This window comes from Bacillus cereus ATCC 14579 (assembly GCF_000007825.1).
Classification (GTDB): Bacteria; Bacillota; Bacilli; order Bacillales; family Bacillaceae_G; genus Bacillus_A; species Bacillus_A cereus.
Map to the genome: position 1 here is coordinate 106,767 of NC_004722.1, position 23,188 is coordinate 129,954.

Genomic DNA, 23,188 nt, shown 5'->3' on the forward strand with positions numbered 1-23,188 from the left:
GGATGATCGATGCAAAGCAATTAAACAGCTTGGCGTTAGCGTATATGGGTGATGCGGTATATGAACAATATATCCGCTATCACCTCCTTCAAAAAGGAAAAGTTCGCCCTAATCAATTACACCGCTTAGGGACGAGCTTTGTTTCAGCAAAAGCACAGGCAAAAGTTGTTTATCATTTATTAGAGACGGCATTTTTGACAGAGGAAGAAGAGGCGGTATTAAGAAGAGGGCGTAATGCAAATTCAGGTACAGTTCCGAAAAATACGGATGTACAAACATATCGACATAGTACAGCCTTTGAAGCGCTAATTGGTTATCATCATTTATTAAATAATCGTGAAAGATTAGACGAAATTGTATATAAGGCAATTGCAGTTTTAGAAGAACAGGAAGGGGGCACATCATCATGACTAGTGAATATATTATCGGACGTAACCCTGTAATTGAAGCGTTAAGATCAGGGAGAGATATTAATAAAATTTGGATCGCAGAAGGTGCTGCCAAAGGACAAGTACAAATTGTACTAGCGTTAGCGAAAGAAAATAAGATTATTTTACAACATGCACCAAAGAAAAAGTTAGATCAATTAGTTGAGGGTAATCATCAAGGTGTAATTGCTCAAGTAGCTGCATATCAGTATGCAGAGTTAGAAGATTTATTCAAAGTGGCAGAAAAACGTAATGAAGATCCATTCTTCTTGATTTTAGATGAGATTGAAGATCCGCATAACCTAGGTTCTATTATGCGTACTGCTGATGCAACAGGAGCTCATGGAATTATTATTCCGAAGAGAAGAGCTGTGGGACTTACAGCATCAGTTGCGAAAGCATCAACAGGAGCGATTGAATACATTCCTGTTGCGCGCGTAACAAACTTATCTCGTACAATTGATGAATTAAAAGAGCGTGGACTTTGGATTGCTGGTACAGATGCTAAAGGGAAAACGGATTACCGTAATTTAGATGGTACAATGCCGATTGGGTTAGTAATTGGTAGTGAAGGAAAAGGTATGAGTCGTATTATTGGTGAAAAGTGTGATTTCTTAATCACTTTACCGATGGTTGGTAAAGTTACATCCTTAAATGCTTCAGTAGCCGCAAGTTTGTTAATGTATGAGGTATATCGTAAACGTCACGAAATTGGTAAATAAAAAATGAACGATATTTTAATCGTTGACGGTTACAACATTATCGGAGCTTGGGGAGATTTGAAGAAACTGCGGGATGTAGATTTACAATCATCAAGAGATGCGCTTATTGATAAGATGGCGGATTATCAAGGTTATACAGGTACAAAAGTGATGATAGTCTTTGATGCCTATACAGTCCATGGTATTGAAAAAAAGATGAAACAATCTCGTGTAGAAGTAATATTCACACGAAAGAATCAAACTGCAGACGAAAAGATAGAGCAACTTGCGATAGAGCTTAGAAATATAAATACACAAATATATGTTGCGACTTCTGATTATACAGAACAATGGGTTATATTTGGACAAGGTGCCCTTCGAAAATCTGCGCGTGAATTAGAGTTGGAAGTACAAGCGATGGAACAACAAGTAAGAAGGCGCACAAAAGACACGAAAGAACAGCAGCCCGCCATGCGAAAGATATTTAGTAAAGATATTACAGAAAAATTAGAAAAATTAAGAAGAGGAGAGCGTTGAAGCATTGACGCTCTTTATCTTTTTACTGTATAATATTGCTAAATAAATAGCGGTCGGAGGGATCAAGGTGGAAGCAGGCTTCGTAAGTATAGGCGACGTTACATTTCGTGATTTAGAGGATGAGGCAATCGTTGAGTTAGTTCGAAAAGGTAATACTGACGCTCTAGAATATTTAATTCACAAGTATAAGAACTTTGTTCGTGCGAAATCAAGATCTTACTTTTTAGTGGGTGCCGATCGAGAAGACATTGTTCAAGAAGGTATGATAGGGTTGTTTAAAGCAATTCGTGATTATAAAGAGGACAAGCTGTCTTCATTCAAAGCATTTGCTGAACTATGTATCACTCGACAAATTATTACCGCTATTAAAACGGCAACAAGACAAAAACATATTCCTTTAAATTCGTATGTGTCTTTAGATAAGCCGATTTACGATGAGGAATCTGATCGAACGTTATTGGATGTTATTTCTGAAGCGAAGGTGACTGATCCTGAAGAGATGATCATTAGCCAGGAAGAATATACAGACATAGAATCAAAAATATCTGAATTATTAAGCGATTTAGAAAGGAAAGTGCTTTCTTTATATTTAGATGGTCGTTCTTATCAAGAGATTTCAGAACAGTTAAACAGGCATGTGAAATCTATTGATAACGCTTTACAAAGAGTAAAGAGAAAATTGGAACGATATATGGAAATGAGAGAAAGTACAACTTTAAATTCATAAGAAGTAACAAGTGCTACAGGTGTAAAATAAATCACCTGTTTTCTTTTGTAGAGAGTACAAAATGCATGTCATTGACATTGTCTTTTATTGTATGATACATTTTTAGGGACATAATGTTACAAGGTTGGTGTAACTAATGAGGAAAAAAGTTGTACTCTCATGTGAAGAGTGTAAAAATCGAAACTACTCTACTATGAAAGATACGAGCTCAATAGAGCGACTTGAATAAAAAAGTTTTGTAAAACATGCAATCAGCATACAGTTCACAAGGAAACAAAATAAATAATTGAAATAATACACTGGAGGTCCCGCAGATGCGTTTAACGAACTTTTTCGGCGATGTAGGTCGCGAAATGAAAAAAGTAAGTTGGCCTAAAAAAGATGAATTACTCCGCTCAACAGCGACTGTTGTTGCTACAGTTGTGTTCTTTGCGATTTTCTTCGCAGTAGTTGATATGGGCATTTCTTCTTTAATTCGGTTAATTCTTGGTTAATTCTTGAATAAGAAGCACTTATCCATGATATAATGTTATTTATAAGAACTGTGTAAAAGCCCGGTGAACGGGTTTTTTCATTTGCGCAAAAAAATGTACGTCAGGGAGGGAAGGACGCTCGTCCTAAATGAATGGAAAAAAGTTGGTATGTTGTCCATACTTATTCTGGATATGAAAATAAAGTAAAAGCAAACCTAGAGAAACGTGTAGAATCAATGGGTATGCAAGATAAAATTTTCCGTGTTGTTGTCCCGGAAGAAGTAGAAGTAGAAATGAAAAACGGAAAAGAAAAATTAATGAAAAGAAAAGTGTTCCCAGGTTATGTATTAGTAGAATTAATCATGACTGATGACTCTTGGTATGTTGTACGTAACACGCCGGGTGTAACTGGGTTCGTTGGTTCTTCTGGTTCTGGATCTAAACCATCACCTCTATTAGAAGAGGAAGTTGTTACCATTATGAAACATATGGGAATGGATAACGAAGTGGTTGATTTCGACTTTGAACTTCATGAGACAGTACGTGTAAATGAGGGACCATTCGCAGATTATACAGGTGCTATTGAAGAAATTGATGTGGAGAAGAAAAAGGTTAGCGTGCTTGTGGACATGTTTGGTCGCGAGACTCCAGTTGAACTTGACTTCCATCAAATTGAAAAATTATAAAATGAAACTTGAAATGAATTGTAAAAAGTGATAATATCTTTTAAGTCAGTACGTCTTCGTTATCGGAGACGTTTTTTGAAAGATTTTATCCTTACAGATAAAATATGACGTGGGAGGGCAAATCACTGTCCAATTGACCACATCACGGACTTAAGGAGGTGTGTCTCGTGGCTAAAAAGGTAATTAAAATGGTAAAGCTTCAAATTCCTGCAGGTAAAGCTAACCCAGCTCCACCAGTTGGTCCAGCATTAGGACAAGCAGGTGTTAACATCATGGGCTTCTGTAAAGAGTTTAACGCTCGTACAGCAGATCAAGCTGGTCTTATCATCCCTGTTGAAATTACGGTATTTGAGGACCGTTCATTCACTTTCATTACTAAAACTCCTCCTGCTGCTGTTCTTCTTAAGAAAGCGGCTGGTATTGAGTCTGGTTCTGGTGAACCAAACCGTAATAAAGTGGCAACTGTTAAGCGTGATAAAGTACGCGAAATCGCTGAAACTAAAATGCCTGACCTAAACGCTGCTAGTGTAGAAGCTGCAATGCGTATGGTTGAAGGTGCTGCACGCAGTATGGGCATCGTTATCGAAGATTAATTCGATTTGTTTTTAAAAAAGGTTGCGGGTCTGGAATTCCAATTCGCAACCTTTATTATCGTAAATGATTATCGTTTTTAAATAAATGGATGGCGCTCATCCTCAGGTTATACCTGAAAACAGGCGTAAACGTGGGAGGTTATTCCGCTAAAACCACATTCGAGGAGGAAATGAAAATGGCTAAAAGAGGTAAAAAGTACGTAGAAGCTGCAAAGCTTGTTGATCGTGCAGCTGCTTACTCTGCAACAGAAGCAGTAGAGTTAGTAAAGAAAACAAACACAGCTAAATTTGATGCAACTGTAGAAGCTGCATTCCGTTTAGGTGTTGACCCTAAGAAAGCTGACCAACAAATCCGTGGCGCAGTTGTTCTTCCACACGGTACTGGTAAAGTACAACGTGTATTAGTATTTGCTAAAGGTGAAAAAGCTAAAGAAGCTGAAGCTGCTGGAGCTGACTTCGTAGGCGATACTGATTACATCGGTAAAATCCAACAAGGTTGGTTCGATTTCGATGTAGTAGTAGCAACTCCTGACATGATGGGTGAAGTTGGTAAACTGGGTCGCGTATTAGGACCTAAAGGTTTAATGCCAAACCCTAAAACTGGAACAGTTACTTTCGATGTAACTAAAGCTGTTAACGAAATCAAAGCTGGTAAAGTTGAATACCGCGTTGATAAAGCTGGTAACATCCACGTTCCAATCGGTAAAGTATCTTTCGAAGATGCTAAATTAGTAGAAAACTTCAAAACAATTGCTGACACTTTACAAAAAGTTAAGCCAGCTGCTGCAAAAGGTACTTACATGAAGAACGTAACAGTTGCTTCTACAATGGGACCTGGCGTACGTGTAGACGTTTCTACATTAGCGTAAATTTTGGAAGTTGACTTCATAAAGAAGTTTTAATATAATCATTTATGTTGTGAATTTAATTAGTGTACCGTAGACAGTAGGTGTCAATAGACTTAATTTCCTACCCAGGTGTTAATATACGAAGCGGAATCTTTTTTCTGTGACTATATGCCTCCATGTCTACAAGTTGGGCATGGAGGTTTTTAGTGCACTTTCGGTACATCTTCTATATAATCTACAGGAGGTGTAATAACATGAGCAAAGTAATGGAAACTAAACAACAAGTTGTAACTGAAATCGCGGACAAACTTCGCGCTAGTAAATCTACAATCGTTGTTGACTACCGTGGTTTAACAGTTTCTGAAGCAACAGAATTACGTAAGCAATTACGTGAGGCTGGCGTTGAGTTCAAAGTTTACAAAAACTCTCTAACTCGTCGTGCTGCAGAATCTGCTGAAATGGCTGAGTTAAATGAATTCTTAACAGGACCAAACGCAATCGCGTTCAGTAACGAGGATGTAGTTGCTCCTGCGAAAGTATTAAACGACTTCGCTAAAGATCATGAAGCTTTAGAAATTAAAGCGGGCGTAATCGAAGGTAAACTTGTAACACTTGATGAGGTTAAAGCAATCGCTACTCTTCCATCACGTGAAGGCTTACTTTCTATGCTTCTTAGCGTTCTTCAAGCTCCAATCCGTAACCTTGCACTTGCTACTAAAGCAGTTGCAGACCAAAAGGAAGAGCAAGGCGCTTAATTTTTTAAAAGATAATTACGTATTATCGATAAACCAATACAAACCTATTTAAGGGAGGATATTTACAATGACTAAAGAACAAATCATTGAAGCAGTTAAATCTATGACTGTATTAGAACTTAACGACTTAGTAAAAGCTATCGAGGAAGAATTCGGCGTAACTGCTGCTGCTCCTGTAGCTGTTGCTGGTGGCGCTGGAGAAGCTGCTGCTGAGAAAACTGAATTTGATGTGGAACTAACTAGCGCTGGTGCACAAAAAATCAAAGTTATCAAAGTTGTTCGTGAAATCACTGGTCTTGGCTTAAAAGAAGCTAAAGAATTAGTTGACAACACTCCAAAAGTAATCAAAGAAGCTGCTGCTAAAGAAGAAGCTGAAGAAATCAAAGCTAAACTTGAAGAAGTTGGCGCTGCTGTAGAAGTTAAGTAATTAACTTTTGATGCTTTAAAAAAAGCTCGCTCTCATGCGAGCTTTTTTTTTAACTGTAAAGAAAAGAGGTGGCCATATGGCAGACCATTATTTTTCTAACGACCCTTCTAGTAAAAGTGATCGTAAGCGATGGGAGTTTGCCCTTCGTGGATCTCGATTTACTTTTTTATCTGACCATGGGGTGTTCTCGAAAAACGAAGTGGACTTTGGTTCCCGTCTTTTAATTGAAGCGTTTCAAATGCCAGATATTAAAGGTAATATATTAGACGTAGGTTGCGGATACGGTCCTATTGGTTTGTCGTTAGCGAAAGAGTTTCAAGGTCGTGAAGTTCACATGGTGGATGTGAATGAGAGGGCACTTGGGCTTGCGAAAGAAAACGCCGCTAATAACAAAATCAAGAATATACGTATTTTTCAAAGTAGCGTCTATGAAAATGTAGATGGTAAGTATGCTGCTATTCTATCTAACCCTCCAATTCGTGCGGGTAAAGATATCGTACATGAGATTTTAGAAAAAGCTGTGGAGTATTTAGTTCCAGGTGGAGAACTTTGGATTGTTATTCAAAAGAAACAAGGTGCACCGTCTGCGCTAAAAAAACTAGAAGAAGTATTTTCTGAGGTTGAGGTTGTAGAAAAGAAAAAAGGATATTATATCATAAAATCAAAAAAACGTTGACGGTTATTTTTGGCTATGTTAACATTATACAATGCCAATATATGATTTTCTGCGTTGAGAAAGATGTATATTTTTGTTTCTCTTGGAAAAGATAGTAAAATCAGCAGATTATGAAACAGAATGATGGTTTTCTTATAGAAGCCATTTTTCTTTTTTGAGCAGGTAGAAAGACTCAACGTATTTATCTTTAAGAGAAAGAGACTACGCTAATAGCAGTAGTTGTATTTATTTGTGATTTTGCACAAATTTTTTGTGCATTTATAATACTCATGATTTGAGGGGTGAAGCAGTTGACAGGTCAACTAGTTCAATACGGACGCCACCGCCAACGAAGAAGTTATGCCCGTATTAGTGAAGTATTAGAGTTACCAAATCTTATCGAAATTCAAACCTCTTCTTATCAGTGGTTTCTTGATGAGGGTTTGCGAGAAATGTTCCAAGACATTTCTCCGATTGAAGACTTTACGGGAAATCTATCGCTTGAATTTATCGACTACAGCTTAGGTGAACCTAAATACTCTGTAGACGAATGCAAAGAGCGTGATGTGACGTATGCAGCACCACTTCGTGTAAAAGTGCGTCTAATCAACAAGGAAACTGGTGAAGTAAAAGAACAAGATGTGTTCATGGGAGATTTCCCACTCATGACAGAGACTGGAACATTCGTAATTAACGGTGCAGAACGTGTTATCGTTTCCCAGTTAGTTCGCTCTCCAAGCGTATACTATAGTGGCAAAGTGGATAAAAACGGAAAACGTGGTTTTACTGCTACTGTAATTCCAAACCGCGGAGCTTGGTTAGAGTATGAGACAGATGCTAAGGATGTTGTATATGTGCGTATTGACCGTACGCGTAAACTTCCTGTAACTGTTTTGTTACGCGCATTAGGGTTTGGCTCTGATCAAGAAATCACCGAGCTTTTAGGTGATAACGAATACTTAAGCAACACATTAGAAAAAGACAACACAGATAGCACAGAAAAAGCATTGCTTGAAATTTATGAGCGTCTACGTCCTGGTGAACCACCAACAGTAGAAAATGCTAAGAGCTTACTTGTGTCTCGTTTCTTTGATCCAAAGCGCTACGATTTAGCAAATGTAGGTCGCTATAAGATCAACAAGAAGTTACACATTAAAAACAGATTGTTTAATCAACGTTTAGCTGAAACATTAGTGGATCCAGAAACTGGTGAAATTTTAGCGGCAGAAGGAACAATCTTAGATCGTCGTACACTTGATCGCATTTTACCTTACTTAGAGAAAAACATTGGATTCAAAACAGCGAAACCAATGGGTGGAGTGGTAGAAGGCGATGTTGAGCTGCAATCTATTAAGATTTATGCTCCTGAGTCGGAAGGCGAACGCGTAATTAATGTAATTGGTAATGCAAACATTACTCGTGATGTGAAACACATCACACCAGGTGATATCCTTGCTTCTATCAGTTACTTCTTCAACCTACTATACAAAGTAGGGGATACAGATGATATTGACCATTTAGGAAACCGTCGTCTGCGTTCTGTTGGAGAACTGTTACAAAATCAATTCCGTATCGGTCTTTCTCGTATGGAACGTGTTGTTCGTGAGAGAATGTCGATCCAAGATACAAATGCAATTACACCACAGGCACTAATTAATATTCGTCCTGTTATTGCATCTATTAAAGAGTTCTTCGGAAGTTCTCAGTTATCTCAGTTTATGGACCAAACAAACCCATTAGCAGAGTTAACTCATAAACGAAGACTATCTGCATTAGGACCTGGTGGTTTAACGCGTGAGCGCGCAGGCTTTGAAGTGCGTGACGTTCATTACTCTCACTACGGTCGTATGTGTCCGATTGAAACACCAGAGGGACCAAACATCGGTTTGATTAACTCATTATCTTCGTTCGCGAAAGTAAATGAGTTTGGTTTCATTGAAACACCATACCGTCGTGTTGACCCAGAAACTGGTCTTGTAACAGGGCATGTTGATTACTTAACAGCAGATGAAGAAGATAACTATGTTGTAGCCCAAGCGAATATGAAATTATCTGACGAAGGTGAATTCCTAAGTGAAGATATCGTAGCTCGTTTCCGTGGTGAAAACATTGTCACAAATAGAGAACGCATCGACTACATGGATGTATCTCCAAAACAAGTAGTGTCGGCAGCGACAGCTTGTATTCCGTTCTTAGAAAACGATGACTCTAACCGCGCACTTATGGGAGCGAACATGCAACGTCAGGCGGTTCCGTTAATGAATCCGGAATCTCCGATTGTAGGTACAGGTATGGAGTACGTATCAGCAAAAGACTCAGGTGCTGCAGTAATCTGTAAACATCCTGGGGTTGTTGAGCGCGTAGAAGCACGTGAAGTTTGGGTACGTCGCTATGTAGAAGTTGACGGTCAAACAGTAAAAGGCGACTTAGATCGCTACAAAATGCAAAAATTCATTCGTTCTAACCAAGGAACTTGTTACAACCAACGTCCAATCGTAAGTGTTGGAAATGAAGTTGTAAAAGGTGAAATCCTTGCGGATGGTCCTTCTATGGAATTAGGTGAACTAGCACTTGGACGTAACGTGCTTGTTGGCTTCATGACTTGGGACGGTTATAACTACGAGGATGCGATCATCATGAGTGAGCGCCTTGTAAAAGATGATGTGTACACTTCTATTCATATTGAAGAATATGAATCAGAAGCTCGTGATACGAAGCTTGGACCAGAAGAAATTACACGTGACATTCCAAACGTTGGGGAAGACGCATTACGTAACCTTGACGAGCGCGGTATCATTCGCGTTGGTGCTGAAGTAAAAGATGGAGATTTACTTGTTGGTAAAGTAACACCTAAAGGTGTAACAGAATTAACAGCTGAAGAACGTCTATTACATGCTATCTTTGGAGAAAAAGCGCGTGAAGTACGTGATACATCACTACGTGTACCACACGGTGGTGGCGGTATTATCTTAGACGTAAAAGTATTCAACCGTGAAGATGGCGATGAATTGCCACCGGGCGTGAATCAACTTGTACGTGCATATATCGTTCAAAAACGTAAAATTTCTGAAGGTGACAAGATGGCCGGACGTCACGGTAACAAAGGTGTTATTTCTCGTATTTTACCAGAAGAAGATATGCCTTACCTACCAGACGGTACGCCAATCGATATCATGTTAAACCCATTAGGGGTACCATCTCGTATGAATATCGGTCAGGTATTAGAGCTTCATCTTGGTATGGCAGCAAGATACCTTGGCATTCACATTGCAACACCAGTATTCGATGGTGCTCGTGAGGAAGATGTTTGGGGCACAATTGAAGAAGCTGGTATGGCAAATGACGCGAAAACAATCCTGTATGACGGACGTACTGGTGAACCATTCGATAACCGCGTATCTGTTGGTGTCATGTATATGATCAAACTTGCGCACATGGTTGACGATAAACTTCATGCTCGTTCTACTGGACCATACTCACTTGTAACGCAGCAACCTCTTGGTGGTAAAGCTCAGTTCGGTGGACAGCGTTTCGGTGAGATGGAGGTTTGGGCACTTGAAGCTTACGGTGCTGCTTATACTCTTCAAGAAATCTTAACAGTGAAGTCTGATGATGTTGTTGGACGTGTTAAGACTTATGAAGCAATTGTTAAAGGCGAAAATGTTCCAGAACCAGGCGTTCCTGAATCATTCAAAGTATTGATTAAAGAGCTGCAAAGTTTAGGTATGGACGTTAAAATGATGTCTAGCGACGATACAGAAATTGAAATGCGTGATACAGAAGATGACGATGATCATCAATCAGCAGATAAATTGAATGTCGAAGTTGAGACAACTAAGGAATAATTGGGATAACCTGTAGACTAAAAGGGAGGTAGGCCCCTTGATAGATGTAAATAACTTTGAATATATGAAGATTGGACTTGCTTCACCTGACAAGATTCGTTCTTGGTCATACGGTGAAGTTAAGAAACCAGAAACTATTAACTATCGTACGTTAAAGCCTGAAAAAGATGGCTTGTTCTGTGAGCGTATTTTCGGACCACAAAAGGACTGGGAATGTCATTGCGGAAAATACAAACGTGTACGTTATAAAGGTGTAGTTTGTGATCGATGTGGTGTTGAAGTAACGCGTGCAAAAGTACGTCGTGAACGTATGGGTCATATCGAATTAGCTGCTCCTGTATCTCATATTTGGTATTTCAAAGGTATCCCGAGCCGCATGGGACTTGTCTTAGACATGTCCCCTCGCGCGCTTGAAGAAGTAATTTATTTCGCTTCTTATGTTGTAACAGAAAGTGGAGATACACCACTTGATAAGAAGCAATTACTTTCTGAAAAAGAATACCGTGCATATCGTGATCGATATGGTAGCACATTCCAAGCTGCTATGGGTGCAGAAGCAATTAAAAAGCTACTACAAGACATCGATTTAGATAAAGAAGTAGACTTCTTAAAAGAAGAATTAAAAACAGCACAAGGACAACGCCGTACTCGTGCTATTAAACGTCTAGAAGTATTAGAAGCATTCCGTAACTCTGGAAATGAACCGTCTTGGATGATCTTAGATGTTCTACCAGTAATCCCACCAGAACTACGCCCAATGGTACAGTTAGACGGTGGACGTTTTGCTACTTCTGACTTAAACGACTTATACCGTCGTGTAATTAACCGTAACAACCGTTTAAAACGTCTATTGGACTTAGGTGCACCAAGCATCATCGTTCAAAACGAAAAACGTATGTTACAAGAAGCTGTAGACGCATTAATCGATAATGGTCGTCGTGGCCGTCCAGTTACTGGGCCAGGTAACCGTCCATTAAAATCACTATCTCACATGCTTAAAGGTAAACAAGGACGTTTCCGTCAAAACTTATTAGGTAAACGTGTTGACTACTCTGGTCGTTCTGTAATCGTTGTAGGACCGAACTTAAAGATGTATCAATGTGGATTGCCAAAAGAAATGGCGCTTGAACTGTTCAAACCTTTCGTAATGAAAGAGTTAGTTGAAAAAGGATTAGCACATAACATTAAGAGTGCGAAACGTAAAATCGAGCGTGTACAACCTGAAGTTTGGGACGTTTTAGAGTCTGTGATTAAAGAACATCCAGTACTTCTAAACCGCGCACCAACACTTCACCGTCTTGGTATCCAGGCGTTTGAACCTACATTAGTAGAAGGTCGCGCAATCCGTCTTCACCCACTTGTATGTACTGCATACAACGCGGACTTTGACGGTGACCAAATGGCCGTTCACGTACCTTTATCATCAGAAGCTCAAGCTGAAGCTCGTCTTCTTATGTTAGCGGCACAAAACATCTTGAACCCGAAAGACGGTAAACCAGTTGTTACTCCATCTCAGGATATGGTATTAGGTAACTATTACTTAACACTTGAGCGTGAAGGTGCAATCGGTGAAGGTATGGTCTTCAAAGATGCAAACGAAGCATTGCTTGCATATCAAAATGGATATGTTCATCTTCATACACGTGTTGCAGTAGCTGCAAGTGCAGTAAACAACGCAACATTTACTGAAGAGCAAAAGAGTATGCTTCTATTAACAACAGTTGGTAAATTAATATTTAACGAAATCTTACCAGAGTCGTTCCCTTATATTAATGAACCAACAAATTCAAACCTTGAAAAAGAAACACCAGCGAAATATTTCGTTGAAAAAGGTGCGAACATTAAAGAAATTATTGCTAGTCGCGAAGAAGTGGCGCCATTTAGCAAGAAGATCCTTGGTAACATCATTGCGGAAGTGTTCAAACGTTTCCAAATTACAGAAACGTCTCGCATGCTTGACCGTATGAAAAACTTAGGATTCAAGTACTCTACAAAAGCTGGTATTACAGTTGGGGTATCTGACATTCTTGTATTAGGCGAAAAAGATGAAATTCTCCACGAAGCACAAGCAAAAGTAGATAATGTAATTAAACAATTCCGTCGCGGTTTAATCACGGAAGAAGAACGTTACGATCGCGTTATCTCTATTTGGAGTAATGCAAAAGATGTTATCCAAGGAAAACTGATGAAATCCTTGAATAAACGCAACCCAATCTTCATGATGAGTGACTCAGGTGCCCGTGGTAACGCATCTAACTTTACTCAGCTTGCTGGTATGCGTGGTCTTATGGCCAATCCATCTGGTCGTATCATCGAACTTCCAATCAAATCGAGTTTCCGTGAAGGTTTAACAGTACTTGAGTACTTCATCTCTACGCATGGTGCGCGTAAAGGTCTTGCCGATACAGCACTTAAAACTGCCGATTCTGGTTACTTAACACGTCGTCTTGTTGACGTTGCACAAGATGTAATCGTTCGTGAAGATGATTGTGGAACAGATCGCGGTTTATTAATTGGTGCGATTAAAGAGGGTAATGAAGTTATCGAGTCATTATATGATCGTCTTGTTGGACGTTTTGCAAGAAAAACTGTAAAACATCCTGAAACAGGTGAAGTATTAGTTGCTGAAAATCAATTAATTACTGAAGATATCGCTCATATCGTTGAAAATTCGGGTGTTGAAACTGTAAACATTCGTTCAGCGTTTACGTGTAACACTCGCCACGGTGTATGTAAGAAGTGTTACGGTCGTAACTTAGCAACTGGAACAGACGTAGAAGTAGGAGAAGCGGTAGGTATTATCGCAGCTCAATCTATCGGTGAGCCAGGTACACAGTTAACGATGCGTACATTCCATACAGGTGGGGTTGCCGGAGATGATATTACTCAAGGTTTACCTCGTATCCAAGAGATCTTCGAAGCTCGTAATCCGAAAGGTCAGGCAGTTATCAGTGAAATCGACGGTGTTATCGCAGCGATCAACGACGTTAAAGATCGCCAAGAAGTAGTTGTACAGGGTGAAGTTGAAGCTCGTACGTATGCTATTCCTTACGGTGCTCGTCTGAAAGTAACTCCAGGACAGCCAATTAGCCACGGTAAAGAGTTAACAGAAGGTTCTATTGATCCGAAAGAATTACTAAAAGTAACGGACATTACGGCGGTTCAAGAATACTTATTACGTGAAGTTCAAAAAGTATACCGTATGCAAGGGGTAGAAATTGGTGACAAACACGTAGAGGTAATGGTACGTCAAATGTTACGTAAAGTTCGTGTAAGTGATGCAGGTGAAACAGATGTATTACCAGGAACATTACTAGATATCCATCAGTTTACTGATGCGAATGCTAAGGTCTTACTGCAAGGTAAGCAACCAGCAACAGCTAGACCTGTTCTACTTGGTATTACAAAAGCTTCACTTGAAACAGATTCATTCTTATCTGCAGCATCGTTCCAAGAAACAACTCGTGTCTTAACTGATGCAGCAATTAAGGGTAAACGCGATGAACTTCTAGGATTAAAAGAAAATGTTATTATCGGTAAACTTGTTCCTGCTGGAACAGGTATGAATCGTTATCGCAAAGTGGATCTTGTAAAAACAACACAAGATGACATGAACGTAGAAAACGATGAGGTTTATGTGGAACAGTAAAATTTTCCGTCATAAATTTTGTATAAAAACAATTAATCTTAGTTGACATTGTATGAGTCAAAATGTTACTATAATCAAGGTTGCTCCTGAACGATGCTTTGGAGGATATTTATATGTCTTATCAAAAAGTATCAACTGCTGAAAATGTAGTCGTTGGTCATAAACGCACATTGGAAGCAATCAAAAATGGTACAGTTAAAGAAGTTGTCATCGCAGAGGATGCTGACATGCGGTTAACCCATGCTATCATTCGTATTGCAATGCAATATAACGTGCCCATAACAAAAGTTGAATCAGTTCGTAAGCTTGGTAAAGCTTCGGGGATTCAAGTGGGAGCTTCAGCAATAGGAATAATAAGTTAAAACTGTTTTTGTGAGGAGAGAGCATTTGCTCTTCCTTGCAAAAACTTTGTTTTCAACTAATAATGAACCACCTGGATATGTGGTCATACAAACATGCGAAGGGAGGATAATCAAATGCCTACTATTAACCAATTAGTGAGAAATGGTCGTACTGATAAAGTATGGAAATCTAAATCACCTGCGTTAAACAAAGGTTTTAACTCTTTAAAGAAAAAATCAACTGATATCTCTGCACCTCAAAAACGTGGTGTATGTACTCGTGTTGGTACAATGACTCCAAAGAAACCTAACTCAGCGTTACGTAAATACGCTCGTGTACGTTTAACAAACGGTATCGAGGTTACAGCTTACATCCCAGGTATCGGTCATAACCTACAAGAGCATAGCGTAGTATTAATTCGCGGTGGTCGTGTAAAGGATTTACCGGGGGTACGTTACCACATCGTTCGTGGTGCGCTTGACACAGCTGGTGTTGACAAACGTATGCAAGGACGTTCTAAATATGGTACTAAGAGACCAAAACCTGCTAAAAAATAATAACTTTAAAATGAAAGGAGGAACTCAATATGCCTCGTAAAGGACCTGTTGCGAAACGTGACGTGTTACCAGATCCAATGTACAATTCGAAGCTAGTAACACGCCTTATCAACAAAATGATGGTTGACGGTAAAAAAGGTAAATCTCAAACAATTCTTTATAATGCGTTCGATATCGTAAACGAACGTACTGGTAAAGAGCCAATGGAAGTATTCGAGCAAGCTCTTAAGAACATCATGCCTGTTCTTGAAGTACGCGCTCGTCGTGTTGGTGGTGCTAACTACCAAGTTCCAGTTGAGGTTCGTCCAGAACGCCGTACAACTTTAGGTCTTCGTTGGTTAGTAAACTACGCTCGTCTTCGTGGTGAAAAAACTATGGAAGAGCGTCTTGCTAACGAAATCTTAGATGCAGCTAACAACGCTGGTGCATCTGTTAAGAAACGTGAAGACACTCATAAAATGGCAGAAGCTAACAAAGCATTTGCTCATTACCGTTGGTAGGATTCAACGTAAAATAAATGTAAGCATAAACCGCTTTATTTGTCGCTTATGGAAGTGTGGAGAGGGAGAATGCCTCTCCCTTTCATCGGGCGCTCGTTTTACATAATGAGAGTACTGGACATACTGACATGTGTAACAATATAAAGTGGCTTTTTTGCTACTTAAAATAAAAAAATCCAATCCATATATGGAAGGAGCAAGACACCAAATGGCAAGAGAGTTCTCTTTAGAAAACACTCGTAATATTGGTATCATGGCTCACATCGATGCTGGTAAAACAACAGCAACTGAGCGTATTCTGTACTACACAGGACGTATTCATAAAATCGGTGAAACTCACGAAGGTGCATCTCAGATGGACTGGATGGAGCAAGAGCAAGAGCGTGGTATCACAATTACTTCTGCTGCAACTACAGCACAATGGAAAGGTCATCGTGTAAACATCATTGATACTCCAGGACACGTAGATTTCACAGTAGAAGTAGAACGTTCTTTACGCGTACTTGATGGCGCTGTAGCAGTACTTGATGCGCAATCTGGTGTAGAACCACAAACAGAAACTGTTTGGCGTCAGGCTACTACTTACGGCGTACCTCGTATCGTATTCGTTAACAAAATGGATAAGATCGGTGCAGATTTCTTATACTCTGTAGGAACAATCCACGATCGTTTACAAGCAAACGCACATCCAATTCAGTTACCAATCGGTGCTGAAGATGAGTTCAATGGTATCATTGACCTTGTTGAAGAGTGTGCTTACATGTACGGTAACGATTTAGGAACAGACATTCAACGTGTTGAAATTCCTGAAGAGCACAAAGAATTAGCTGAAGAATACCGTGGAAAACTTATTGAAGCGGTAGCTGAGCTTGATGAAGAAATGATGATGAAGTACCTAGAAGGTGAAGAAATCACTGTAGAAGAGCTTAAAGCTGGTATCCGTAAGGCTACAACTTCTGTAGAATTCTTCCCAGTAATCTGTGGTTCTGCATTCAAAAACAAAGGTGTTCAAATTCTGTTAGACGCAGTTATCGACTACCTTCCATCTCCACTAGATGTACCTGCTATCAAAGGTACTCTACCGGATACAGATGAAGAAGTAGAACGTAAGTCTAGCGATGAAGAACCATTCGCAGCTTTAGCATTCAAAATCATGACTGACCCTTATGTTGGTAAGTTAACGTTCTTCCGTGTGTACTCTGGTGTGTTAAACTCTGGATCATACGTGAAAAACTCAACTAAAGGTAAGCGTGAGCGTGTAGGTCGTATCCTACAAATGCACGCTAACAGCCGTGAAGAGATTTCAACAGTTTACGCTGGTGATATCGCTGCTGCTGTAGGTTTAAAAGATACTACTACTGGTGATACTCTTTGTGACGAGAAGAGCCTTGTTATCCTTGAGTCTATGGAATTCCCAGAGCCAGTTATCTCTGTAGCTATCGAACCAAAATCTAAAGCTGACCAAGATAAAATGGGTACAGCATTATCTAAGCTTTCTGAAGAAGATCCAACATTCCGTGCTCACACTGACCAAGAAACTGGCCAAACTATCATCGCTGGTATGGGTGAACTTCACCTTGATATCATCGTTGACCGTATGCGCCGTGAATTCAAAGTGGAAGCAAACGTTGGTGCTCCTCAGGTAGCATACCGTGAGACTTTCCGCGCTGCTGCGAAAGTTGAAGGTAAGTTCGCTCGTCAATCTGGTGGTCGTGGACAATTCGGTCACGTTTGGATTGAGTTTGAACCTAACGAAGAAGGTAAAGGATTCGAATTCGAAAACAAGATCGTCGGTGGTGTAGTTCCTCGTGAATACATCCCAGCTGTTGGAGCAGGTCTTGAAGATGCACTTAAAAATGGTGTACTAGCTGGTTATCCACTAGTTGACATTAAAGCTGCATTAGTTGACGGATCTTACCATGATGTCGATTCATCTGAGATGGCGTTCAAAATCGCTGCATCTATGGCACTTAAAGCTGCGGTTTCTAAATGTAGCCCAGTAATTCTTGAGCCAATGATGAAAGTTGAAGTTGTAATTCCTGAAGAGTACATGGGTGACATTATGGGTGACGTAACATCTCGTCGTGGACGTGTAGAAGGTATGGAAGCTCGCGGTAACGCACAAGTTGTTCGCGCTATGGTTCCACTTTCTGAAATGTTCGGTTATGCAACGTCATTACGTTCTAACACTCAAGGACGCGGAACATTCTCTATGGTGTTTGACCACTATGAAGAAGTACCAAAGTCTGTTTCTGAAGAAATTATCAAAAAAAATAAAGGTGAATAATTGATTTTTATCGATTGTTCAAGTATAACTACTTATGTAAGCTTAGAAAGTGGGACGTAAGTTTCACTTTCTAGTCTAAATATAAAATAACCTATATAAACTAAGGAGGAATTTAGAATGGCTAAAGCTAAATTCGAACGTTCTAAACCCCATGTTAACATCGGTACAATCGGCCACGTTGACCATGGTAAAACTACATTAACTGCTGCGATCACTACAGTTCTTGCAAAAGCTGGTGGTGCTGAAGCACGCGGATACGATCAAATCGATGCTGCTCCAGAAGAAAGAGAGCGCGGTATCACAATCTCAACTGCACACGTTGAGTACGAAACTGAAACTCGTCACTATGCACACGTTGACTGCCCAGGTCACGCTGACTATGTTAAAAACATGATCACTGGTGCTGCTCAAATGGACGGCGGTATCTTAGTAGTATCTGCTGCTGATGGCCCAATGCCTCAAACACGTGAGCACATCCTTCTTTCTCGTCAAGTAGGTGTTCCTTACATCGTTGTATTCTTAAACAAATGCGACATGGTAGATGACGAAGAATTATTAGAATTAGTAGAAATGGAAGTTCGCGACCTATTATCTGAATACGGATTCCCAGGCGACGACATTCCTGTAATCAAAGGTTCTGCTCTTAAAGCTCTTCAAGGAGAAGCTGATTGGGAAGCAAAAATCATTGAATTAATGGCTGAAGTTGATGCTTACATCCCAACTCCAGAACGTGAAACTGACAAACCATTCTTAATGCCTGTAGAGGACGTATTCTCTATCACAGGTCGTGGTACAGTTGCTACTGGTCGTGTTGAGCGCGGTATCGTTAAAGTTGGTGACGTAGTAGAAATCATCGGTCTTGCTGAAGAAAATGCTTCTACAACTGTAACTGGTGTAGAGATGTTCCGTAAACTTCTTGACCAAGCTCAAGCTGGAGACAACATCGGTGCTTTACTTCGTGGGGTTGCTCGTGAAGACATCCAACGTGGACAAGTACTTGCAAAAAGCGGTTCTGTAAAAGCTCACGCTAAATTCAAAGCTGAAGTTTTCGTATTATCTAAAGAAGAAGGTGGACGTCACACTCCATTCTTCGCTAACTACCGTCCTCAGTTCTACTTCCGTACAACTGACGTAACTGGTATCATCCAATTACCAGAAGGTACTGAAATGGTAATGCCTGGTGACAACATTGAAATGACTATCGAACTTATCGCTCCAATCGCTATCGAAGAGGGAACTAAATTCTCTATTCGTGAAGGTGGACGTACAGTAGGTTACGGTGTAGTTGCTACTATCGTTGAGTAATCTTAACTGATATAAAAAAACCTAAGGGATTTTCCCTTAGGTTTTTTGTTTGCGTTTATATAAGGAAGAAGAGGGTGTTTTTTGTTTTGACGAGTTTCTTCTATAGTATTATAAAAACGACAAAAGATAATCCAGAAACTGTAAAATGAATTCTGTTAGATGAAAACTTGAAATTCTTTAAAGTGCCATGTATAATAGCAAAAGTAGAGAAAAGCAGATGCAAACAAAAAGATGCTTGCATCTAGACGAATAACATTGTATAATAGACAATGTTGGTCTTTGACTGCGATGAAGTGGAAGGTTGCTGACACACCCGGCCGCTTTGCCATGGCATGGTGTGGGGAAATTTCCATGGAGAAGGTCTATTTTAGAAATAGGCGAACGAAGGAGGGAAAATAATGGCAAAAGAAAAAATTCGTATCCGTTTAAAAGCTTACGATCACCGTATTCTTGATCAGTCAGCTGAGAAAATTGTAGAAACAGCTAAGCGTTCTGGGGCAACAGTTTCTGGTCCGATCCCATTACCAACTGAAAAAACTGTTTACACAATTCTTCGTGCTGTTCATAAGTACAAAGATTCTCGTGAGCAATTCGAAATGCGCACGCACAAACGTCTAATCGACATCGTGAGTCCTACTCCACAAACAGTAGATTCATTAATGCGTTTAGACTTACCATCTGGTGTAGATATCGAAATCAAACTATAATTTATATAACTTAAAAATGTAGGAGGTGTAACTCATGACCAAAGGAATCTTAGGAAGAAAGATCGGTATGACTCAAGTATTTGCTGAGAACGGTGAGTTAATCCCAGTAACAGTTATCGCTGCTAATCCAAACGTTGTTCTTCAAAAGAAAACAACTGAAACTGATGGCTACAATGCAATCCAGTTAGGATTTGAAGATAAACGTGAAAAGTTAACTAACAAACCTGAACAAGGCCACACTGCTAAAGCATCTACAACTCCTAAGCGCTTCATTCGCGAAATCCGCGATGCAGACGTGGACGGATTAGAGGTTGGTCAAGAGGTAAAAGTTGACGTATTCGCTACAGGTGAAATCGTTGATGTAACAGGAATTTCTAAAGGTAAAGGTTTCCAAGGTGTTATCAAACGCCACGGACAATCTCGCGGACCTATGTCTCATGGTTCTCGCTATCACCGTCGTCCAGGTTCAATGGGCCCAGTTGCTCCGAACCGTGTATTCAAAGGCAAAAAACTTGCTGGACGTATGGGTGGAGACCAAGTTACTATCCAAAACTTAGAAATCGTTCAAGTTGACACTGAGCGCAACTTATTACTAGTAAAAGGTAACGTTCCAGGTGCTAAGAAATCTCTTGTAGTTGTTCAAGGCGCTGTGAAGGTTACCCAATAATTCACAATAGGAAGGAGGAATTCCAATGCCAAAAGTTACTGTATATAACCAAACTGGTTCACAGGTTGGTGAAATCGAATTAGCTGAAGCTATTTTCGGTATCGAACCAAATGAAGCTGTACTTTTCGAAGCTGTAATGATGCAACGTGCATCTTTACGTCAAGGTACACACAAAGTAAAAACTCGCTCTGAAGTTCGCGGTGGTGGTCGTAAACCATGGCGTCAAAAAGGAACTGGACGTGCTCGTCAAGGGTCTATCCGCTCTCCTCAATGGCGTGGTGGTGGTACGGTATTCGGACCTACACCAAGAAGCTATGCGTACAAACTTCCTAAGAAAGTTCGTCGTTTAGCAATCAAATCTGCATTAGCTACTAAAGTAGTTGAGAACAACATTGTAGTTCTTGAAGACCTAGTGTTAAATGCACCAAAAACAAAAGACATGCTAGCAGTACTTAAAGGATTAACTGTTGAGAAGAAAGCTCTTATCGTAACTGCTGATGCAAACGAATCTGTAGAGTTATCTGCTCGCAATATCCCTGGAGTAACAGTAATCACTGCTGATGGCGTAAACGTTTTAGACGTGCTTCATCATGATAAGCTAATCATGACAAAAGCGGCAGTGGAAAAAGTAGAGGAGGTGCTTGCATAATGAGAGATCCTCGTGATATCATTAAGCGCCCAGTTATCACTGAACGTTCTATGGAAATGATGGCTGAAAAAAAATACACGTTCGATGTGGACGTTAAATCTAATAAAACAGAAGTTAAAGATGCTCTTGAAGCGATCTTTGGTGTTAAAGTAGAAAAAGTGAACATCATGAACTACAAGCCGAAAGCAAAACGCGTTGGTCGTCACGCTGGTTTTACTAGCCGTCGTCGTAAAGCAATCGTTAAGCTAACTGCTGACAGCAAAGAAATCGAAATCTTCCAAGGCGTTTAATTCTTACTAAAGAAGGAGGGAAATTGAGATGGGAATCAAAAAGTATAATCCAACTACTAACGGTCGTCGTAATATGACTACGAATGATTTCGCTGAAATCACGACTGATAGACCCGAAAAGTCATTACTTGCTCCTTTAAGCAAGAAGGCTGGTCGTAATAACCAAGGTAAAATCACTGTACGTCATCAAGGTGGCGGACATAAGCGTCAATACCGTATCATCGACTTTAAGCGTAACAAAGATGGAATTCCAGGACGCGTTGCTACGATCGAATACGATCCAAACCGCTCTGCGAATATCGCATTAATTAACTACGTTGACGGTGAAAAACGTTACATTCTTGCTCCTAAATCTTTAGAAGTAGGTATGGAAGTTATGTCTGGCCCAGAAGCTGACATTAAAATCGGTAACGCATTACCATTAATCAACATTCCAGTAGGTACTGTTGTTCATAACATCGAGCTTAAGCCTGGTCGTGGCGGACAATTAGTTCGTTCTGCTGGTACATCTGCTCAAGTACTTGGTAAAGAAGGTAAATACGTACTTGTACGTTTAACTTCTGGTGAAGTACGTCTTGTATTATCTGCTTGTCGCGCTTCAATCGGTCAAGTAGGTAACGAACAACACGAACTTATCAAAATCGGTAAAGCAGGTCGCTCTCGCTGGTTAGGTAAACGCCCAACAGTTCGTGGTTCTGTAATGAACCCTGTTGATCACCCACACGGTGGTGGTGAAGGACGTTCTCCAATCGGACGTAAGTCTCCAATGTCTCCATGGGGTAAACCAACTCTTGGATTCAAGACTCGTAAGAAAAACAAAGCGTCTGACAAATTTATCGTTCGTCGTCGTAAAAAATAATGGGATTGTAGTACGGTTCATTTCTAGAACCGTACGCCAATCACGAAGGGAGGCACCAAAATGGCTCGTAGCTTAAAAAAAGGACCATTTGTCGATGATCACTTAATGAGCAAAATGGAAAAATTAGTTGCATCTGAGCAAAAACAAGTTGTTAAAACTTGGTCTCGCCGTTCAACAATCTTCCCTCAGTTCATCGGACACACAATCGCTGTATATGATGGTCGTAAACACGTACCTGTGTACATCACTGAGGATATGGTTGGCCATAAGTTAGGTGAATTCGCACCAACTCGTACGTACAAAGGTCACCTTGCTGACGATAAGAAAACTAGAAGATAATGAGAGGAGGCACTTCAATGCAAGCTAAAGCAGTAGCGAGAACAGTTCGTATTGCTCCTCGTAAAGTTCGTTTAGTAGTAGACTTAATCCGAGGTAAGCAAGTGGGTGAAGCGATTGCTATCCTTAACCACACACCAAAAACTGCTTCTCCAGTTGTAGAAAAAGTTTTAAAATCTGCAATCGCAAATGCAGAGCACAATTATGAGATGGACATTAACAACCTAGTTGTAGAAAAAGTTTTCGTTGACGAAGGTCCAACGTTAAAACGTTTCCGTCCACGTGCAATGGGTCGTGCAAGCCAAATTAACAAACGCACAAGCCACATCACAGTTGTGGTATCAGAAAAGAAGGAGGGATAATCG

25 protein-coding genes, 1 pseudogene and 1 other annotated feature are annotated in these 23,188 nt (G+C 40.1%); all 26 genes and pseudogenes read left to right on the forward strand.

Annotation, left to right across the window (positions count from 1 at the left end):
* Positions 1-2 precede the first annotated feature (2 nt).
* Positions 3-410 carry a Mini-ribonuclease 3 gene (locus tag BC_RS00570; protein WP_000564262.1) on the forward strand — a complete coding sequence of 136 codons (408 nt, stop codon included), beginning with the start codon at positions 3-5 and terminating at the stop codon, positions 408-410.
* Positions 407-1,150: a 23S rRNA (guanosine(2251)-2'-O)-methyltransferase RlmB gene (gene rlmB / locus BC_RS00575; protein ID WP_000200237.1), complete on the forward strand. Its 744-nt coding sequence runs from the start codon at positions 407-409 to the stop codon at positions 1,148-1,150. Before BC_RS00570 ends, rlmB begins: the two co-directional genes overlap by 4 nt.
* Positions 1,151-1,153: 3 nt before the next feature.
* Positions 1,154-1,666, forward strand: coding sequence for an NYN domain-containing protein (locus BC_RS00580; RefSeq protein WP_000997886.1), 513 nt, complete (start codon positions 1,154-1,156; stop codon positions 1,664-1,666).
* 67 nt (positions 1,667-1,733) lie between these two features.
* Positions 1,734-2,393, forward strand: a complete 660-nt coding sequence (locus tag BC_RS00585; protein ID WP_000387193.1) for an RNA polymerase sporulation sigma factor SigH — start codon at positions 1,734-1,736, stop codon at positions 2,391-2,393.
* A 136-nt stretch (positions 2,394-2,529) separates the two neighbouring features.
* A pseudogene (rpmG, locus tag BC_RS00590) lies at positions 2,530-2,675 on the forward strand (50S ribosomal protein L33).
* Positions 2,676-2,707: 32 nt separating this feature from the next.
* Positions 2,708-2,887: a preprotein translocase subunit SecE gene (gene secE, locus BC_RS00595; protein WP_001241323.1), complete on the forward strand. Its 180-nt coding sequence runs from the start codon at positions 2,708-2,710 to the stop codon at positions 2,885-2,887.
* A 131-nt stretch (positions 2,888-3,018) separates the two neighbouring features.
* Positions 3,019-3,552 carry a transcription termination/antitermination protein NusG gene (gene nusG / locus BC_RS00600; RefSeq protein ID WP_000415794.1) on the forward strand — a complete coding sequence of 178 codons (534 nt, stop codon included), beginning with the start codon at positions 3,019-3,021 and terminating at the stop codon, positions 3,550-3,552.
* A gap of 167 nt (positions 3,553-3,719) precedes the next feature.
* Entirely contained in the window at positions 3,720-4,145 is a 426-nt protein-coding gene (gene rplK / locus BC_RS00605; protein ID WP_001085871.1) for a 50S ribosomal protein L11, read from the forward strand.
* A gap of 176 nt (positions 4,146-4,321) precedes the next feature.
* A complete protein-coding gene (gene rplA, locus BC_RS00610; protein ID WP_001987630.1) occupies positions 4,322-5,014 on the forward strand; it encodes a 50S ribosomal protein L1 in 693 nt (230 codons plus the stop codon).
* Positions 5,015-5,063: 49 nt separating this feature from the next.
* Positions 5,064-5,208, forward strand: a sequence feature (ribosomal protein L10 leader region).
* 39 nt (positions 5,209-5,247) lie between these two features.
* On the forward strand, positions 5,248-5,748 hold the full coding sequence (gene rplJ, locus BC_RS00615; RefSeq protein WP_000048982.1) for a 50S ribosomal protein L10: 501 nt from the start codon (positions 5,248-5,250) through the stop codon (positions 5,746-5,748).
* Positions 5,749-5,815: 67 nt separating this feature from the next.
* The gene (rplL, locus tag BC_RS00620; RefSeq protein WP_000159736.1) at positions 5,816-6,175 is read left to right on the forward strand and encodes a 50S ribosomal protein L7/L12; all 360 of its coding nucleotides are present in this window, start codon (positions 5,816-5,818) and stop codon (positions 6,173-6,175) included.
* A gap of 76 nt (positions 6,176-6,251) precedes the next feature.
* Entirely contained in the window at positions 6,252-6,851 is a 600-nt protein-coding gene (locus tag BC_RS00625) for a class I SAM-dependent methyltransferase (RefSeq protein ID WP_000763267.1), read from the forward strand.
* 290 nt (positions 6,852-7,141) lie between these two features.
* Positions 7,142-10,675: a DNA-directed RNA polymerase subunit beta gene (gene rpoB, locus BC_RS00630; protein WP_000147553.1), complete on the forward strand. Its 3,534-nt coding sequence runs from the start codon at positions 7,142-7,144 to the stop codon at positions 10,673-10,675.
* Between the two features lie 37 nt (positions 10,676-10,712).
* Complete coding sequence (gene rpoC, locus BC_RS00635; RefSeq protein WP_000567939.1) at positions 10,713-14,324, forward strand: DNA-directed RNA polymerase subunit beta'; 3,612 nt, start codon at positions 10,713-10,715, stop codon at positions 14,322-14,324.
* Between the two features lie 113 nt (positions 14,325-14,437).
* Positions 14,438-14,686, forward strand: coding sequence for a 50S ribosomal protein L7ae-like protein (locus BC_RS00640; RefSeq protein WP_000121836.1), 249 nt, complete (start codon positions 14,438-14,440; stop codon positions 14,684-14,686).
* Positions 14,687-14,800: 114 nt separating this feature from the next.
* The gene (gene rpsL / locus BC_RS00645) at positions 14,801-15,223 is read left to right on the forward strand and encodes a 30S ribosomal protein S12 (RefSeq protein ID WP_001142341.1); all 423 of its coding nucleotides are present in this window, start codon (positions 14,801-14,803) and stop codon (positions 15,221-15,223) included.
* Between the two features lie 29 nt (positions 15,224-15,252).
* A complete protein-coding gene (rpsG, locus tag BC_RS00650) occupies positions 15,253-15,723 on the forward strand; it encodes a 30S ribosomal protein S7 (RefSeq protein WP_001137491.1) in 471 nt (156 codons plus the stop codon).
* Between the two features lie 208 nt (positions 15,724-15,931).
* Positions 15,932-18,010, forward strand: a complete 2,079-nt coding sequence (gene fusA, locus BC_RS00655) for an elongation factor G (RefSeq protein WP_000090370.1) — start codon at positions 15,932-15,934, stop codon at positions 18,008-18,010.
* Between the two features lie 117 nt (positions 18,011-18,127).
* The gene (tuf, locus tag BC_RS00660) at positions 18,128-19,315 is read left to right on the forward strand and encodes an elongation factor Tu (protein ID WP_001029614.1); all 1,188 of its coding nucleotides are present in this window, start codon (positions 18,128-18,130) and stop codon (positions 19,313-19,315) included.
* A 398-nt stretch (positions 19,316-19,713) separates the two neighbouring features.
* Entirely contained in the window at positions 19,714-20,022 is a 309-nt protein-coding gene (gene rpsJ / locus BC_RS00665; RefSeq protein ID WP_001040596.1) for a 30S ribosomal protein S10, read from the forward strand.
* A gap of 34 nt (positions 20,023-20,056) precedes the next feature.
* Positions 20,057-20,689, forward strand: coding sequence for a 50S ribosomal protein L3 (gene rplC / locus BC_RS00670; RefSeq protein WP_000160208.1), 633 nt, complete (start codon positions 20,057-20,059; stop codon positions 20,687-20,689).
* A 25-nt stretch (positions 20,690-20,714) separates the two neighbouring features.
* The gene (rplD, locus tag BC_RS00675; protein ID WP_001127258.1) at positions 20,715-21,338 is read left to right on the forward strand and encodes a 50S ribosomal protein L4; all 624 of its coding nucleotides are present in this window, start codon (positions 20,715-20,717) and stop codon (positions 21,336-21,338) included.
* The gene (gene rplW, locus BC_RS00680; RefSeq protein WP_001205558.1) at positions 21,338-21,628 is read left to right on the forward strand and encodes a 50S ribosomal protein L23; all 291 of its coding nucleotides are present in this window, start codon (positions 21,338-21,340) and stop codon (positions 21,626-21,628) included. Before rplD ends, rplW begins: the two co-directional genes overlap by 1 nt.
* Positions 21,629-21,656: 28 nt before the next feature.
* Positions 21,657-22,487: a 50S ribosomal protein L2 gene (rplB, locus tag BC_RS00685; RefSeq protein WP_000511583.1), complete on the forward strand. Its 831-nt coding sequence runs from the start codon at positions 21,657-21,659 to the stop codon at positions 22,485-22,487.
* Positions 22,488-22,547: 60 nt separating this feature from the next.
* A complete protein-coding gene (rpsS, locus tag BC_RS00690) occupies positions 22,548-22,826 on the forward strand; it encodes a 30S ribosomal protein S19 (protein WP_000124454.1) in 279 nt (92 codons plus the stop codon).
* Positions 22,827-22,843: 17 nt separating this feature from the next.
* Complete coding sequence (gene rplV, locus BC_RS00695) at positions 22,844-23,185, forward strand: 50S ribosomal protein L22 (RefSeq protein WP_001148024.1); 342 nt, start codon at positions 22,844-22,846, stop codon at positions 23,183-23,185.
* Positions 23,186-23,188: the final 3 nt, after the last annotated feature.